This is a genomic window from Chryseobacterium lathyri, assembly GCF_030812195.1.
Taxonomy (GTDB): Bacteria; Bacteroidota; Bacteroidia; order Flavobacteriales; family Weeksellaceae; genus Chryseobacterium; species Chryseobacterium lathyri_A.
Map to the genome: position 1 here is coordinate 77,648 of NZ_JAUSSF010000003.1, position 17,055 is coordinate 94,702.

A 17,055-nucleotide genomic window follows, 5' to 3' on the forward strand; every position below is an offset into this window, starting at 1 on the left:
TTGAATTTTATATCATATAAAAAGTCCCGACGGGTCCGGACTTTAAAATATCATTAAAATTTTCAGTGTGTATTTTGACTGACCTATGAGTTTTTGTGAATATAACGTGATAGTTTAATCCCAAGGTCTGTCCAAACAATTTTAGGATTTCCGTTTCGGGTTAGATGCAGATCCGCAGTACTGATTTCTTCCAGAATACTTTCAATATTGGCGCCACTGATGAATTTTGAAAATCCGGTCCAATTGAAGCCGTGTGCATCAATCTTTTTGTATACCAGATTTTCAGACTGGTAGTTCTGAAGCAGGGCAAGCCTAAAGATCTCAGAGCAGTAGTTCAGGAAGTTTTTCTGCTTTTCCCTGTTCCAGCCTGCAATCTCTCTGGCCCAAAGGATAATGCTTTTAAGGAATTGAGGCTTCTTTTTTACCATGAATGCGTCTCTTACCCATTGTATAAAAAGTTTTTCAAACTCATCACTTTTATGTCCGGAATTTAAAATTTTCAGGGCTTCATTAAGATCCCCCTGCGCTTCATGTACAATCTCTCTTACTTTTTCTTCTGAAATCTGAAAATTCTTTTTTAAATAGTTTTCGAGATCTTCATCACTGATTCTTGGAACTTCTACAATCTGCGTTCTTGAAAGAATAGTCGGAAGAATATCATTGGCCGTTTCAGCAATAAGAAGAATAATTGTTTTTGCTGGTGGCTCTTCCAAAAATTTCAGGAATTTATTCGCTGCAGCAATATTCATTTTATCGGCTCTCCAAACAATCAGGATTTTAGTTCCGCCTTCAAAGCTCTTTAAAGCAAACTTCTGATTCTGATCATCAATTTCATCTGCAGAGATAAAAAGCTGCTTATTTTCAGACTCAAGAAAGGCTGTCCAATCATCATAGCTTGCATAGGGAGAAGCCATGATCATTTCCCTGAAATCTTCAAATTTATTCTTGCTTAAAGAATTTTTATTATCAGTAAAAACAGGGAAACTAAAATGCAGATCCAGATGGTTCAAATGTTCCACTTTCGAAGCAGCATGCTCATTTTCCCGACTAAAGATTTCTTTGGCATAGGCCAAAACCATAGGAAATGTACCATAGCCTTCCTTTCCTAAAAAAAGCTGGGCGTGGCTCACTCTATTTTCAGCAATGCTTTCACGAAGAAGTTTTTTCAGATTTTCCTGTCCGGCGATGTTCTCCCAATTCATGTTCCAAAGATAAAAATCTTATTTCAATGGAGGACATTAAGCCTGCATAAAATATTATAAAACGTTTATCCTTTAATTATACTGGAAACTTCAGTCAAAGTCTTTCCATTCTTCAGGTAAATAATATACATGTTTTTAAGCGGAAAAGACTTATTTCCTTTATAAATTGTCTTTTATGCATAACAGAATTGCTATTTTATTATTAAAAATTTGCATTTTCCGTGTAATGATAGGCCCTTAACAAACTTTAACCACATATAATTTTTACAATTCATTAATATTTAAGATATTTGCGCATTGTTTTAAAAATAAAGAATGAAAAAAATCTTTGCCGTATCATTCATATCAGTTGGATACTTCCTAAATGCACAGAGTATAAGTAACTCTCCGTATGCAACATATGGAATTGGAGATGTAAAATATGATAATACGATTGAAACTGCCTCTATGGGTGGTATATCTACTGCTTATATCAGTGATTTCACGAGCAGCTTCAATTTCGCAAACCCTGCGAACAACTCTAATTTCGAGCTCACAAGTATCAGACTGGAGGCTACCAACGAAAACAATTACTTCAAAACAAATTATAATGATACGAAGTCTACCAAACATTCTACGTATCTTTCTAATATTGCATTGGCATTTCCTTTGTCCCCAAAGGTAAAGATGGGGCTATCTTATCAGCCTTACAGCTCCAAGAGCTATGATATTGTAAATACCGCTCCAACCTACGAAACTATAAATGGCGTTCAAACAGTAAACGGCTATTATACCAACCGTTTTAAAGGAAGCGGAACCTTGAATACAGCACAGGCTGCGGTTTCATATAAAATCGACCAAAACTTTGCGGTAGGTTTGAGAGCTAACCTTTATTTTGGAAATCTTTATGATCTGAACGAGCTTAAATCTTATGATAAAGATGGAGTTTCCAATGCTGAATACATTAATGGTTATGAAACCAAAAACAGCATCAAAAATTTCAACTTCACGCTTGGTGGTAGCTACCAAAGTGTCAATACCCGTACAGACAAAAAGTTAACCATCGGGGCTACGGCTACGTTTGGTAATACCAGTAATATGACTACTGATTACATCAACAGTACTTATGTATATACTGATGCAGCACAAACTGTTAAAGCTTTAGAAACCATTGTAGATCAGAAAAGCACAAGCTCTAAGAACCTTCTTCCGTTACAAGCATCTTTAGGGGTGGGTTATGGAAGCGAAAACCACTGGTTCTTTTCGGGGCAGCTTGACTATAAAAAAGGAGAAGATATTTCTTATTTCGGAAAAACTTTTGACTTCCAGGACAGTTACAGAATTTCTGCCGGAGGATGGTATCTGCCAAATTATAATAACTTCAGAAACTATTTCTCAAGAGTAACCTACAGATATGGAGCTTTCTATGAAAGAGGAAATCTTAAAGTAAACGGCACCAGCATCAATAAGTTCGGGATTTCTGCAGGAGTATTGCTTCCATTCAAAACAAGCAGTATTACAAGGATGAGCGGTCTTGAACTGGGCGTTGAGCTTGGAAAAAGAGGAACTCTTGATAACAACCTGATCAATCAGAATTTCATCAACTTAAGAGTCGGCTTCAACTTTGCTGACAGATGGTTCAGAAAGACTCTGTACAACTAAAATGAATTTTTCAAAAAAAATATCATATAAAAATATAGCATGCCTTTTTAGTTGTGCTATATTTTTTATACTGACATCTTGTGAGGAAGATCTTACCAAAGCCAATGGAAACAAAAGCAAGAACTTTCCGTCAGAGATCATTAATAATGCCAATATCATACAACGGGATTCTGGATTCATATCCTTAAAAGCCAAAGCTCCGATTATTGAAAAATATCAATTGATAGACAGCCCTTATATAGTGGCTAAAAGAGGTATTAACATTGAATTTTTTGACAAAAAAAAACCTAAAGTACCTGGTAAGATTACTGCTAAATATGCCCGTATCTTTGAATACAAAAGATTTTACGAGGCGAAAGGCGATGTAAGGATTACCACCAATGAAGGGCAGCGATTCGCAATGCAGAGTATTTACTGGGATCAGAAAAAGAACAGAATTTACACCAAAGATACGGTATATGTTACCATGGAAGATGGCTCTACCCTGGTGGGCGCCAATGGTATGACCGCTAAAGATGATTTCTCCGAATATACTTTCTTTAATAACTCAGGAGATTTCAGTACGAAAAGGCTCGAAGAAAAAAAAACACCGCAATAATATGAAAGTTCAGGCTATTGGGCTCATGTCCGGGACCAGTTTGGATGGTCTGGATATCTGTTTTGCAGCTTTTGAAAAAAAGGAGAACTGGAATTTTAAAATCTTAAAAGCTGAAACCCTGTCCTACTCTCAAAATTGGGAAGAAAGGCTTAGAAGCTCGATTCATTTATCTTCGGAAGAATTACTGGAACTTCATTCGGAATACGGTTTTTATCTCGGTCAGAAGGTCAAAGAATTTATTGACCGTCATCATCTTGAAAACATTGACCTGATTGCCTCTCATGGCCATACGGTTTTTCATCAGCCTAAAAAGAAATTTACTCTTCAGATCGGAGATGGCAGAGCCATCAAAATAGAAACAGGACTTCCCGTTATCTACGATTTCAGAAGCCAGGATGTATTGATGGGGGGAAACGGAGCTCCTTTGGTTCCTATTGGGGACGAACTGCTTTTTTCTGACTATGATGCATGCCTGAACCTGGGAGGGTTTTCCAATATCTCCTTAAAGCAGGATAACAAAAGAATAGCATTTGATATTGCTCCTGTCAATATTGTCCTGAACAGGCTTGCTAATAAATTTAATAAAAATTTTGACGAAAATGGAGATTTAGCCCGAAAAGGCAGCGTTGACCAAGATCTCCTAGACAAACTTAACTCCCTGGATTTTTATAATCAGCCACATCCTAAATCTTTAGGAATCGAATGGTGCAATGAGACTATCTTTCCCCTTTTGGAAGGCATTACAACAGAAGATGCCATGGCTACTTTCACTGAGCATGTAGCGCTGCAAATCTCAAATGTTATTAACCTAAACCGTTTAGAGAATGTCCTATGTACTGGCGGGGGCAGCTTTAATACCTGCCTTATTGAAAAGATCAGAGAAAAAACAGAATTTAAGGTCATCATTCCGGAAAGACAGATTATTGATCATAAAGAAGCACTTATTTTTGCCTTCATGGGAGTTTTAAGGATGAAGAATGAGATCAATGTCCTTTCTTCTGCAACCGGTAGTACTGGAGATCACAGTTCAGGAGTATGGGCATAAAAAAACCTCCATTGCTGAAGGTTTTTCTATTATTTGTAAGCTTCGATCTTATCTGTTAGTGTATTGATAAAGTTCTGAAGTGGTTTTTCTACCATCATTTTGATAAAAGGATTAAATTTCCCCTCAAAAAGCATCTGAACTTCAGTTTGATTTTCATTGATAGAGTTTAAAGCTGCGGTTAAGGTAAAATCTAGGCTTGAACTTGCAGACTTCAAAACTGCCTTTTGTTCGTTCACTTCATCTATTTTCAAAGCAATTTCAGGCATTCCCTGAAGACCGAATTTGAACCCGTTATCTCTGGTTTCAAACTTCTGAAGACCGTCCGGCATAAAATCTTTATAGTTTTCAGGCGATTTCAATATTTCAGACAAGTCTTTAGATGATTTATTGACAATAATCTTTCGTCCTTCTAAATTCATTTTTTATTTTTGTATTTAAATTCTTAATTCTTACAAATATATGTATAAAGTTTTTGTGAACGAAAAAAAATTATTAGTGTCTAAGCATCCCGAGCCTCTTGAAAAAGAACTTAGGTACGAAAGTTTCACAACTTTAGAGATTGCATTGGATCTTTTGGAAAATACTTCTGTGAAAGAACTTAATGTTTTCGGTGAGAATATTGAAGAAATCTGGGGCGAATTCCAGAAGCTTTTCAGAATCATAGAAGCTGCCGGAGGCCTTGTCAACAATCCTGATGGAAAGCTGCTTTTTATTAAAAGATTAGGCAAATGGGATCTTCCCAAGGGCAAAATGGAAAAAGGTGAATCCCGTGAAGAGTCTGCAATAAGGGAGATTGAAGAGGAAACCGGGTTAAAAGATGTGGAACTGGTAAAATTCATCAATACCACCTACCATATCTATATCGAAAGAAACGGTGAAAAAATCCTTAAATGCACCCATTGGTTTGAAATGAACTTCAATGGTGAAGACACTTCAAAACCGCAGATAGAAGAAGGAATTACAGAAGTTGCCTGGAAAAACACCACTCAAATCGAAAATGAAGTTTTCCCAAGCACATTCAAAAACATTGAACTGATCGTAAAGGAATTCTGGAATTCAAAGCTTAAATAAATTCGATAGACTTTTCAAGTGCAATTCCCCTTGAACCTTTTAACAGGATATTTTCTGCATGAATTTTATTCTGCTTGAGGTATTCTATTAATTCTGCCGTACTTTCAAAAGATAATGATGACGAGTTGACGGCTTTAAAATATTTCCCTACTGTAATGATTTGGTCAAAAGCTAATTCCCGGGCAAGATTTAAGATATTCTGATGCTCTTTTAGACTCTCCTCTCCCAATTCAAGCATATCACCGATAATGATTGTTTTACTCCCCTCAAAGGTCACAAAATTGTGCAGTGAGGCAGTCATAGAGCTGGGATTAGCATTGTAGGTATCCAGCACTAATGTTGCGTTTTCTTTTTTCGCAACCTGCGAACGCATATTGGTCGGAGTGTAGTTTTCAACAGCATGCTTTATTTTTTCAAAGCTTATTCCGAAATGGAGTCCAAGACTGGCTGCTGCACATAAATTGGTAAAGTTGTATTCTCCGGTGAGTTTAGAAACAGCTTTTATACCCTGATAGTCTAATCCTACAAAATGTTCTTCGGAAAACAATCCGAACTGGTAATCGGAAGTTTCTTTTCCAAAGGTAATTTTAGGCGCATAGTTTTCCGTTTTTTCTGACTGTATCGGATCATTTTCATTGACAATAATAGTTTGATGATGTGCTTTCAAGTAATCATACAGTTCAGATTTTCCTTTGATCACGCCTTCAAATCCACCGAATCCTTCCAGATGAGCTTTTCCAAAGTTGGTAATGTATCCAAAATTCGGTTGTGAAATGGTACATAAAAGCTCAATCTCTTTCTGATGATTAGCTCCCATTTCTATCACTGCCATTTCATGCTCGGGTTTAATGGAAAGAATGGTTAATGGAACCCCAATATGATTATTTAAGTTTCCGGAAGTATATTGTATATTGAATTTCTCAGAAAGGACTGCATGGATAATTTCTTTGGTTGTTGTCTTACCATTACTCCCTGTAAGCCCGATAACAGGGATTTTAAGCTGATTTCTGTGGTGAACAGCAAGCTGCTGAAGAAATTCTAATGTAGAAGGAACATAGAAGATATTTCTATCTTTATTTTCAAATTCCTGTTTCTCCACAATTACCGCCAAAGTTCCGTCATCAGCAGCTTTTTCTGCCAGGGTTGCAGCGTTGAAATTTTCACCGGAAAAGGCGAAGAAAATATCATTCTTACCGGCTTTTCTGCTGTCGATTGTCACTTTATTTGACTGTAAAAATAAAGGATAAAACTGTTCTATATTCATACTCCAAAAATAAAAAAACCTTCCGGAAATCCGGAAGGTTTTTTATAAGTATTTTTTGATAATATTATCTTCTAGTTCTGCCTTTATCACTAGCTCTAGCATCTTGTGCAACACGGAATCCAATCCATCCGTAAGCTTTCCCTTCATTTTTATATCTTCTTTGTCCCGGATCCAGCCAATATGCTGTATCCTGCCAAGAACCTCCTTTCACAACTCTTACGTCATTGGATACTGCAGATGTTCTGTCTCTGGTATCTTTCTGAAGTTTTACTCTTCCACCTGCATCTACAACAAACCTTCTCTGAGGAGCATTGTACATATCAAATGAAGAAGCTGAATCTGAAGCTCTGTAATATTCTAAAGAAGACTGTCTGTCACCGTCTCTGTAGTTTCTGTGATCTGCAATGGTTTCTCTTTCAAACTGTCCCGGAAGACCTCTGTATACTAATCTACCATCTGATAGGGTATCATACTTGATAGTACCCTCGTCAATCATTTTGTAAGTTCCGTCTCCGTTTCTTACAATAGCCTGAGGCATATTTCCTCTATAATAGTTAAAATCGCTGAAATCTTCATCAATGATTGGTCTGTACACGTCAGCGGTCCATTCAGAAACGTTTCCGTACATACCATAGATTCCAAGATCATTAGAAGGATATTGTCTTACGTCTGCTGTTTGTGCAGCTCCGTCATTTTTCCATCCTGCAATACCGGAATAGTCACCTCTTCCCATTTTGAAGTTTTCAAGGAACATTCCTTTATCTCTTCCTTTGGTACCTCTTAATCTTTCAATTTCAGGTTTTTTACCTAGGTATTGGTTATATTCTCTGTTTTTAGCCATACCAAGAGCAGCATATTCCCATTCAACTTCGGTAGGAAGTCTGAACTTCTGAACCATTGAAGCATTTGGAGCTCTGTTTGCAGAAAGAAGTCTCTGGTTGGTTGTTTTCATACCAGATTTCTGCTGCATTCTTTTCTCGTTGATATATCCCTGCATTTCCGGATCATTCGCTTTGAATTTATCCATGTTAAATGCAGTTCCGCCTTGGTTATTGGATTCGTTGATATACAAATCTTTAGCAATAACTCCGGCTTGCATTAAAGCTTTTTCATTCGCTCTGTCTGTAAGCCATTCACAGTATCTGTTCGCCTGAGTCCAGGAAACACCTACTACCGGGTAGTAATCGAATTCTGGAGAACGAAGATAAGTTTCATTATAATCGTTTCTAGCTAGTTTGTTGTCCCATAAAAGAGTATCTGGCAAAGCGCCATTATAGATCTCCTTGAAGCTAGGGTCACTTGGTGGAAATACGTACTTCAACCATGTAAGGTATTCGCGGTATTCGTAGTTAGTAATTTCTGTTTCTCCGATGAAGAATGAACTTACCTGCATTCTGCGCGGTGTGTTATTCCAATCATGCATAACATCATCTTTCACTAATCCCATTGTAAAAGTTCCACCTTCTACATATACCATTCCTGGCCACCCCTTCTGTTTTTGTTGCTTTCCTGCAAAAAACCAACCTTGTTTTTCGTTTGGTTTCCAACCCGTCTTGCTGACAAATTTTTTAGTACCGCCTCCTTTGCTGGTCCCGGATCCGCCACAGCTGGTTAATGCAAGTGTAGAACTTAATGCTATTAATGAAAACAACTTTAGTTTTTTCATAGTCGATATAAATATTTTCAAAGTACAAAGAAAAAATAAATTATTCAATAAATCAAGTAAACATTTGATTTTTTTGAAAAACGTTAACAAATTAATTTTATTGTATCACAATTTAATTCTAAAATTTTCATTTTATTTGTAATTCAGAAATTTCAATAATAAACATGAAACAAAAAATCACCTTTTTATTACTATTCTCTTTTGTATCAACACTTTGGGCCCAGAGAAAAGCCATAGAATGGGAAGGCTCTAAAATCCAAGATTTTGGTGACACAAAATTAAATCTTCCAAATTTCAAAAATGAAGGTTTTTCGTTCAGCCAAAATAATGTTTTTATCATAACCAAACAAAAAATAGGAGAAAAGCAGCTGAAAGTTTCAGATCTGGCCTGGGAAAGTATTTCCACTAAGGATTTATATGATCTTGACAAGGGCAGACTGCCGGATTATGAAATCGCAGATGTTACTTATTATACTTTAGAAGGAGAAAGATATGCGAGCATCAGCGTGTCTTTGTTTAAGAATGTAAAGGGACGTATCCAGAGACTTTCTTCATTTAATATTTCTGAAACAGCAGCTCCCAACAATTTCAAATCTGGAAATGCAAACAAAGTGGGAAGCACTGCAAACCCTCTTTCGAGTGGTGGCTTTTATAAGATTAAAGTAGACAGGTCCGGAATATTTAAAATTACAGCACAATTTTTAAAAGATAATGGCATCAATCCTGCTTCTGTAAATCCGAAAAATTTCAGAATTTACGGAAACGGCGGTGTAATGCTTCCAGAATACAACCTGGACACCAAATACAGTGCGCTTCAGGAAAATGCTATTCAGGTAGTGGGCGAAGAAGATGGTGTATGGAATGATGGGGATTACGCTTTGTTTTATGCTCAGGGGCCAAACGGATACAATCTTTATGATGCATCCAATGGAAATGGGTTCAAGAGAGTGGACAATAGAATAGACAGAAGCAATAATGTTAAAAATATATATGAAGATTTCTCTTATTATTTTATCAACTTTGACAAGGGTGCAGGGAAAAGAGTTCAGCCAGTTGACGTTAATCTTCCGGCAGGTAATTTAATAACAAGGTATGATAATTACCAGGTAATTAATAATGACCAGAAGAATCTCTTAAAAGTAGGACGAATCTGGGTAGAAGAAGCTCCATTTACTACGGATAAAGCAGTTACTTTTACTACCAATTCACCCATACAGGCAGGTGATGTTATACGATACAAGACCCAGGTGGTAGGCTATAGATCCCAGCAGAATACAGTTGAATTTAAAATCAATAACCAAAACCCGATCGTTAAGGCAGTTCCGGCTAATACCAATAATTATGTATTCGATTTTTACCAGCTAAGCTATGACGGAACGATATCCAATCTGAACGGAAATCAGATTACCCTTAATTATGCCCCAAATATTTCTGTAAATCCTAACGGAGCTTTCCATTTTGACTATGCGGAAGTACAGTATAAAGAAAACCTCACCTTCAACGGATCTCAGATGAACTTCAGGGATTTCTCAATTGCCAGCGGAACCAATACCAATTACGGCTTTGGTATTTCCAATGCTACAAACCTTGAGCAGGTATGGGATGTAACTGATATTACGAATGCCAACAGAAGAGTAAATAAGGCGGGTGCGGGCAGTTTTAACTTCGGTTATTTGACCTCTGACCCAAATTTCAATAATGAATTTGTGGCTTTCCGTGCTGATGCTGCTTATAACCCTCAGTTTGTGGAAAGAATTGCCAACCAGAATCTTTCCGGACTGCAGAATGTGGATTACCTGATCATTACGGTTCCTGAAATGATGGGACAGGCACAGAGACTCGCCAGCTACCACCAGACCAAGAACAATTATACGGTAGAGATCGTAGATGCTGCTAAGATTTATAATGAATTCGGAAGCGGAAGCAGAGATCTTACTGCAATAAGGGATTTTGTGACAAAACTTAATAACAGCGGAAGACTTAAGTATGTATTCATTTTGGGAGACACTTCATATGACTATAAAAACAGGGTCTCCGGCAATTCCAATATCGTTTCCGCCTATCATGGTGAAAATTCAGCAGACTTTATCGGTTCTTTTGTAACCGATGACTATATTGTAATGACACAGCCGCAAACAGCATCTTCTATTGAAAATAACCTGCCCGACATTCCTGTAGGTAGAATTCCTGCAGCCAATGTAACTGAAGCAGGAAATATGGTCAGTAAAACCCTTGCCTATTACAATGCTCTTCCCGGGCAGTCTTCTCCTTTCGGAGAATGGCGTATGAAGCTTGATTTTGTAGTAGATGATGATAAAGATGGCGGAAGTCCATTCCATGAAGTAATGAATAATACGTTATCCAGTATTTTTGAAGTCCCTGGTCAACAGGATTTGAAAGAATATAACGTAAGAAAATTATATCTGGATGCTTTTCCGGCTCAAAGTACTGCAGCCGGACAAAGATTTCCTCAGGTAACTCAGGCCATTTCAAATGATATCGGGAACAGTCTTTATCTGTTCTATTTCGGGCATGGAGGTATCAATGGATGGGCACAGGAAAGAGTACTTACGAGTACGGAAATTCAGAATTCCAATAATTTCTCCAATGTATACAGCAGATTCCCGTTTGTTTCTACTATTACCTGTGAATTTACATTATGGGATGAGCCGGCTACTTCTTCTGCAGGGGAACAGTTCATTAAACTTAAACAGGGAGGTGCTGCCGCCATGATCACATCGAGCCGTGCCATTGGGGTAGATTACGGACGTAACTTTACAGATCTTTACACAAAGAATATTTTCAAACTGATCGGCGACGATTTTGAAACTTTAGGATACGCTCATTTAAATGCTAAAAAACAAAAAGGAGCCAATATTGACCATCTGAAAGTAAATTTACTTGGAGATCCGGCTATGAAACTGAGCAGACCTCAAAGACAGCTTGTAATAGACAATATAGAATCTCCGGTCCCTGGATTGATCAGAGGCTTGGATTTCATTAAAGTGAAAGGTCATATCAACAATCCTAACGGAACGGTTAACACCACTTTCAACGGAAGGGTTTCTATTAATATTTTTGATAAAAGGCTGAACAAAAAAACCTTAAATAACGATGGAGCATTATCTCCTGTCATGGATTACACAGAAGAAGGAAGTGCTATCGTTAAGGCTTCAGGTACCGCAGTAAACGGAGTATTCACTGTAGAATTCTATGTACCGAAGGATATCAACTATGCCGTAGGACAGGGAAGAATACTGGGCTATGCAGACAATAAAGCAATGGATGTATTCAATAACCAGGCAGTACAGGTGGGAGATATCAACCCGAACGGGATCAATGATAACGAACCTCCAAAAGTAAAACTGTACATGAATAATACAAATTTTGCAGACGGAGGAATCACCAACCAGAATCCTATGCTTCTGGCTTGTGTTACAGATGATACTGGGATCAACTCCACAGGATCCGGTGTAGGTCATGATATTACGGTTTATCTTGACGGGCAGATCATCAACACCGTTGTTCTGAATGATTTCTTTGCTTCAGGCGAAGGAAACGGGTGCCTTAGCCCAAGTCTTGCCGATTATCAGAAAGGAAATGTAACCTATCCTTTCAGAAACCTTGCAATAGGACAGCATCAATTAACATTTAAAGTTTGGGACATAAACAATAATTCGACAACTGCTACGTTAAACTTTGAAGTTAAGGATGAAACCGATCAGCATCTGATCATTAACAGGCCGCTAAACTGGCCGAATCCGTTTACCAATAAAACATACATCCAGTTTGAACACAACTGCGATGATATTTTAGATGTAAATGTTCAAATTTATACGATAACAGGAAAATTAGTGAGAACATTATCTCAGCCTGTCGTTGCAGAACCGTTCCTACAGGGCTTTAGAACGCCTCGCCAGGCAATAGAATGGGACGGAAGAGACGATTTTGGGTCAACTGTTGCAAAAGGTACGTATATTTTTAAGATATTTGCAAAAAGTCAAAATCAAGAAAAATGCAAAGGAAGTGCTACAGCTGTAGAAAAAATGGTACTTTTGAAATAAATTAAATAATACATAGATAATAATTGTTATAAAAAACTGATAATATATAAAAGACAACATATGAATTTAACTACTAAACTGCTTTTGGGATTTGGTTTAAGTGCTGGTTTTTTAGGCTATTCGCAAGATTTAAGTAAAATAAATCCAGTATTGACCGGAGCTCCTTTTCTAAGAATTGCGCCAGATGCAAGAGCTGGAGGTATGGGAGACCAAGGGGTGGTAACTTCACCGGATGCATTTTCACAATTCTGGAATGCGGCAAAATATCCTTTTAGCAGAACAAGTTCTTCCATAGGTCTTAACTATACGCCTTATATGGGAAAACTTACCAATGATGTATTTTTACTATATGGTGCATTCCATAAATTTTTAGGACAGGAAGAAAGATCTACTATTTCTGCAAGTATCTATTATTTCAACATGGGAGAGGTAGACCTTACTCAGCTGGTAGGTTCAGAAGTAACTTCTATGGGTACATCAAAACCTAATGAATTTTCCATTGACGTTGCTTACGGGCTGAAACTTTCTGATTCTTACTCTATGGCCGTTACAGGTAGATTCATCCGTTCAGATTTAGCCGGAGGTTTCAATACAGATACTACCCTTAAGGCTGCTAACTCTTTTGCAGTAGATGTTTCAGGATACTATACTTCTCCAAGATTTTCAAGTTTCGGAGGATATGACGGTAAAGTGAATGCAGGTTTCGCTATTCAGAATTTAGGTCCGAAATTAGACTATACAGGAAATGAAGAATCCAGATCTTACCTGCCTACTATGGCAAGATTGGGGCTTGGATATGATATGTATTTGGATGATATGAACAAAATCGGCATTAGCGTAGAAGGGTCTAAGATCTTGGTTCCGGGATCAGAATATGTAGGAATAGATCCTAACACAAGACAGCCAAGATATGAAGTTCCTAACGTAGGAGTAATGGCAGGAATCGGAAAATCTTTCAAAAATAAAAACTCTATCATGATGAGTGGTGCTTTGGAATATTCTTATGACAATGCATTTGCAGTAAGAACAGGTTACTTCCACGAAAGCGAGGAGCAGGGAGCAAGACAGTTCGCTACAGCAGGTATCGGATTGAAATACCGTTCCTTCGGACTTGATATTTCTTATCTGATCAATATGTCGAAAATCAATACTGCTTTAGATAACACCCTTCGTTTCGGTCTTACCTGGAACATTGGTGATGAAACATCTAATGTAGATTATTAAAATATTTATACCTTGAATCAAAAGCCTCATTTATATGGGGCTTTTTTTGTGTCAATTATGAATTAGCTTCGCTGTAAGTTTGCTTCACAGTGAATTTTTTCTCTTTCCCTAAATTCACTGGTCATGTACTTTTTTAACGACAAATAATATAACTTTAATATAAACTTATCCCAACAGTAATTTCAAGTTCACAATTCATTTGTGAAGCAAGGCTTACCATTCACTCTTGTACAATTCTTCATGCTCAATTGGTCCAAAGCTCAACCACCAAATTGACAATTGACAAATTATTAAAGAAATATAATATATAAGTTTGCAAAAGTCTCATTTTTATAAGGCTTTTCTTGTTTCCAATAATTAATTTTGTAGTATGAACTATTCAGCAGAACTCAAAAAATTCGTTACCAGCCAATATGTATATTCTGCAATCAGAATTACGCTGGCAACTGTTCTGCCCTGTTTAGCCCTCGCCCACTTCGGAATCCTGAAAGAATACTTTTTATTTCCTCTCGGAACCAGCTTTGTAGCACTTTGTGACCAGCCGGGACCTTTTATCAGAAGGAGAAATGCCCTTACGTTTGCTATTTTCTGCTTTGTCTTTGTGGCGCTTGTCGCCAGCCTGGTCATGAATTTTAAAATTCTGGTTATTCTGGAGATCATTGTATTCGGAATGTTTTTTTCCCTTATCGGAGTCTACGGACAGAGGCTTGCCGCTGTGGGTTCACTATCCCTCGTGGTTCTTGCAATCTTTATTGACGGACATCTTACAGGAGGCAATATTTTTAAAAGCCTGCTGATCTTCGCATCCGGCTGTATCTGGTTTTTGCTGATCTTCCTTGTGGTCACAACCATCCAGCCTTATAAACTGGCAGGACAGATGATCGGGGAAAATTATCTGCAGCTCGCAGAATTTTTAAAGATCAAGGCTAATTATTACCAGAAAAATCCGGATTTTGATAAACTGACCACTCAGGTCATTGCCAAGCAGATCGAGATCAAAAATCTTCAGGAAGAAACCAGGGAAACTGTTTTCAAGACGAGAACTATCGTTAATGAATCAACAACAACCAGCCGGTTACTGATGCTGATGTTTTTGAACTCCATGGACCTTCATGAAAAGCTCATGACTTCTGAAAGCGATTATCAGAAACTGCAGCAGAGCTTTGAAGACAGCATGATCCTGGTCAACATCCATGACTACCTCAACCTGCTTGCCGAGGAAATTACCAATATCGGAATCTCACTACAGATCGGAACAAGGGCAAAATCCATCTTCGATCTGGAACATGAGCTGAAAAATCTTAACGTTCATTATTTTGAGTTACGCAATAAGCAGCTGACTCCTGATAATCTGGAAAATTTTATGATCCTTCGCCAGATCCTGATGCGCATTAACGAGATTACAAAAGAGATCAATGAGATTTATAAAGTATTTTCCCAGGATGTAAAACTAGCCAAAAGTCTTTCCACAGGGTTAGATTTAAAAAAATTCATGCCTAATGAAGAGAAACTTAACTTCAAAGTTTTAAGGAATAATATTTCGCTTTCATCCTCTCATTTCAGACATGCGATAAGAATTACCACTGCCCTGCTTGTTGGCTATATTTTCTCTATGTTCGATTTTCTGGGTCTGGGCCATACCTACTGGATCCTGATCACGATTACAGCGATATTGAAGCCCGCCTACTCCATTACAAAAAAGAGAAATCTTCTCCGACTATACGGAACCATTGCAGGAGCAGTTATTGCCTATATGATTCTACATTTTGTGCACTTCAATGGTCTTTTATTTACCATTCTGCTTTTGAGCATGATCATGTGTTTCAGCTTTCTGAAAGGCCGTTATTTCTGGGCTGTCCTGTTTATGACGATCTATGTATTTCTGAGCTTTAACTTTTTAAATCCGGGAAATGTAAACGTGATCTTTAAAGACAGAATTCTGGATACCATTATAGCTGGAGTTATTGCTTTTGCTGTATCATATATTGTTCTTCCTGTATGGGAACATACCCAGAATCTTGATCTGATGAAAAAATCTGCAGCAGATAATCTGATCTATTTTGAAAGTGTCATTTCCAAATTCTTACAGGGAAATTTTGATATTGAGGATTATAAAGTAAAGCGAAAAAATGCCATTATTTCGCTGGCCAACCTTTCCGACAACTTCCAGAGAATGATCTCTGAACCGAAAAATCAGCAGAAAAAACTGGAAGTCGTTCATCAGTTTGTAGCAACATCACACCTGATCACAGCCTATACTGCTTCTCTCTCCCAATACTCTAAAAACAATGAAAAATATCCTGAAATAGATGCTGAAAGCTGGAGTAGAAAGATTGAAGCCGAAATGCAGCAGACATCAGTTTTATTACATGGAAACGAGATCAATGAAGCTTTAAAAATGGAAAGCCGCCTGGAACCGGAAGATTCTTCCATTGAAGATATGCTTTCGAAAAGAAAAACGGAGATCGAGGAAAATGATCTGGTTGACAGAAGAGATCCTGATAAAATTTCACATTTAACAGAGCTTAAAAACATCCACGATATCCTGGAACTGATCTATGATGTTGCTAAGGAACAAAGAAAAGTAATTGAAAAATACAGAAGCGAAGCTGATTCTACTCCTCCACAATCGTAAAGCAGTAGTCATCAAAAAATTCCACTCTCGCCTTGAACTCGTCTGAAAACTGTTCATCATAAACCCTGCAGCTAATTTTATAAAGGTGCTTGAGCTCAAATGGCTTTACTTCGTAATTCTTCTTCAGAGACCAGTATTTTGAATGATGGATCTTATACATGCTTTCCTTCACACTCCATATAATAGTATAGAAAGCCGGGGCATTATCTTCAGGTATGAATCCCCTTTCATGCTCGTAGGTGAATTTATCGATAACCCTTAAGATTTTTGGATTGAACTTTTCAATATCAATACCTATTTTATTTTTAGAAATCGCTATGGCTGCGAAAGGAAATGAATGGGTGATGGAAATTTCCGCATCTTTAGGCGACAGAAAGGGTTCCCTTTCTTTATATAATATTTTGGAGTCAGGTTTTAAACCTTTCAGAAGTTTACGGACCATCAGTACCTCCTGGAGTTTTTTCGGATGGTAGTCCTTTACTTTTTCTGCATTTTCAGGTTCCAGAAGCTCATTGATATCAAGTTCTTCGCTTTCATCATATTTCCATACAAGAATCGTGGCATTGTCATCTGAAAAATCTCGGTAAAGGGGCATCGTTTTTTTATTCGATAAAAGTAGTGAAAAGATGTGGAAGTTGAAAGAGA

The 17,055-nt window shown here is 37.5% G+C and carries 12 protein-coding genes; 7 read left to right on the forward strand and 5 right to left on the reverse strand.

Features of this window, described 5'->3' with window-relative positions:
* Positions 1–83: 83 nt before the first annotated feature.
* Complete coding sequence (locus J2T03_RS15540) at positions 84–1,202, reverse strand: DNA polymerase III subunit (protein ID WP_307212409.1); 1,119 nt, start codon at positions 1,200–1,202, stop codon at positions 84–86.
* 315 nt (positions 1,203–1,517) lie between these two features.
* On the opposite strand from J2T03_RS15540, the gene J2T03_RS15545 reads away from it, so the two are divergent.
* The 3 genes from J2T03_RS15545 to J2T03_RS15555 are packed head-to-tail and all read left to right on the forward strand — an operon-like array spanning position 1,518 to position 4,486.
* The gene (locus J2T03_RS15545; RefSeq protein ID WP_307212413.1) at positions 1,518–2,843 is read left to right on the forward strand and encodes a hypothetical protein; all 1,326 of its coding nucleotides are present in this window, start codon (positions 1,518–1,520) and stop codon (positions 2,841–2,843) included.
* Position 2,844: 1 nt separating this feature from the next.
* Positions 2,845–3,441 carry an LPS export ABC transporter periplasmic protein LptC gene (gene lptC, locus J2T03_RS15550; protein ID WP_306843828.1) on the forward strand — a complete coding sequence of 199 codons (597 nt, stop codon included), beginning with the start codon at positions 2,845–2,847 and terminating at the stop codon, positions 3,439–3,441.
* A gap of 1 nt (position 3,442) precedes the next feature.
* Positions 3,443–4,486, forward strand: a complete 1,044-nt coding sequence (locus J2T03_RS15555; RefSeq protein WP_307212416.1) for an anhydro-N-acetylmuramic acid kinase — start codon at positions 3,443–3,445, stop codon at positions 4,484–4,486.
* A 29-nt stretch (positions 4,487–4,515) separates the two neighbouring features.
* On the opposite strand, the gene J2T03_RS15560 is transcribed toward J2T03_RS15555, so the two are convergent.
* On the reverse strand, positions 4,516–4,905 hold the full coding sequence (locus J2T03_RS15560; RefSeq protein WP_306843825.1) for an SRPBCC family protein: 390 nt from the start codon (positions 4,903–4,905) through the stop codon (positions 4,516–4,518).
* A gap of 40 nt (positions 4,906–4,945) precedes the next feature.
* On the opposite strand from J2T03_RS15560, the gene J2T03_RS15565 reads away from it, so the two are divergent.
* Positions 4,946–5,557, forward strand: a complete 612-nt coding sequence (locus tag J2T03_RS15565) for an NUDIX hydrolase (protein WP_307212418.1) — start codon at positions 4,946–4,948, stop codon at positions 5,555–5,557.
* On the opposite strand, the gene J2T03_RS15570 is transcribed toward J2T03_RS15565, so the two are convergent.
* Positions 5,550–6,821, reverse strand: a complete 1,272-nt coding sequence (locus tag J2T03_RS15570) for a UDP-N-acetylmuramoyl-tripeptide--D-alanyl-D-alanine ligase (RefSeq protein WP_307212420.1) — start codon at positions 6,819–6,821, stop codon at positions 5,550–5,552. The two genes, J2T03_RS15565 and J2T03_RS15570, sit on opposite strands and share 8 nt — an antisense overlap.
* 64 nt (positions 6,822–6,885) lie before the next feature.
* Positions 6,886–8,487: a gliding motility lipoprotein GldJ gene (gene gldJ, locus J2T03_RS15575; protein WP_306843820.1), complete on the reverse strand. Its 1,602-nt coding sequence runs from the start codon at positions 8,485–8,487 to the stop codon at positions 6,886–6,888.
* A 164-nt stretch (positions 8,488–8,651) separates the two neighbouring features.
* Between gldJ and porU the strand changes: the two genes are divergently transcribed.
* From porU to J2T03_RS15590, 3 genes are all read left to right on the forward strand, one after another.
* On the forward strand, positions 8,652–12,551 hold the full coding sequence (gene porU / locus J2T03_RS15580; RefSeq protein ID WP_307212422.1) for a type IX secretion system sortase PorU: 3,900 nt from the start codon (positions 8,652–8,654) through the stop codon (positions 12,549–12,551).
* A gap of 60 nt (positions 12,552–12,611) precedes the next feature.
* Positions 12,612–13,775 carry a type IX secretion system outer membrane channel protein PorV gene (gene porV, locus J2T03_RS15585; protein ID WP_111960656.1) on the forward strand — a complete coding sequence of 388 codons (1,164 nt, stop codon included), beginning with the start codon at positions 12,612–12,614 and terminating at the stop codon, positions 13,773–13,775.
* Between the two features lie 370 nt (positions 13,776–14,145).
* The gene (locus tag J2T03_RS15590) at positions 14,146–16,410 is read left to right on the forward strand and encodes an FUSC family protein (RefSeq protein WP_307212424.1); all 2,265 of its coding nucleotides are present in this window, start codon (positions 14,146–14,148) and stop codon (positions 16,408–16,410) included.
* Here J2T03_RS15590 and J2T03_RS15595 read toward each other — a convergent pair.
* On the reverse strand, positions 16,391–17,005 hold the full coding sequence (locus tag J2T03_RS15595; RefSeq protein ID WP_306843812.1) for a 4'-phosphopantetheinyl transferase family protein: 615 nt from the start codon (positions 17,003–17,005) through the stop codon (positions 16,391–16,393). The genes J2T03_RS15590 and J2T03_RS15595 overlap by 20 nt on opposite strands.
* Positions 17,006–17,055 lie beyond the last annotated feature (50 nt).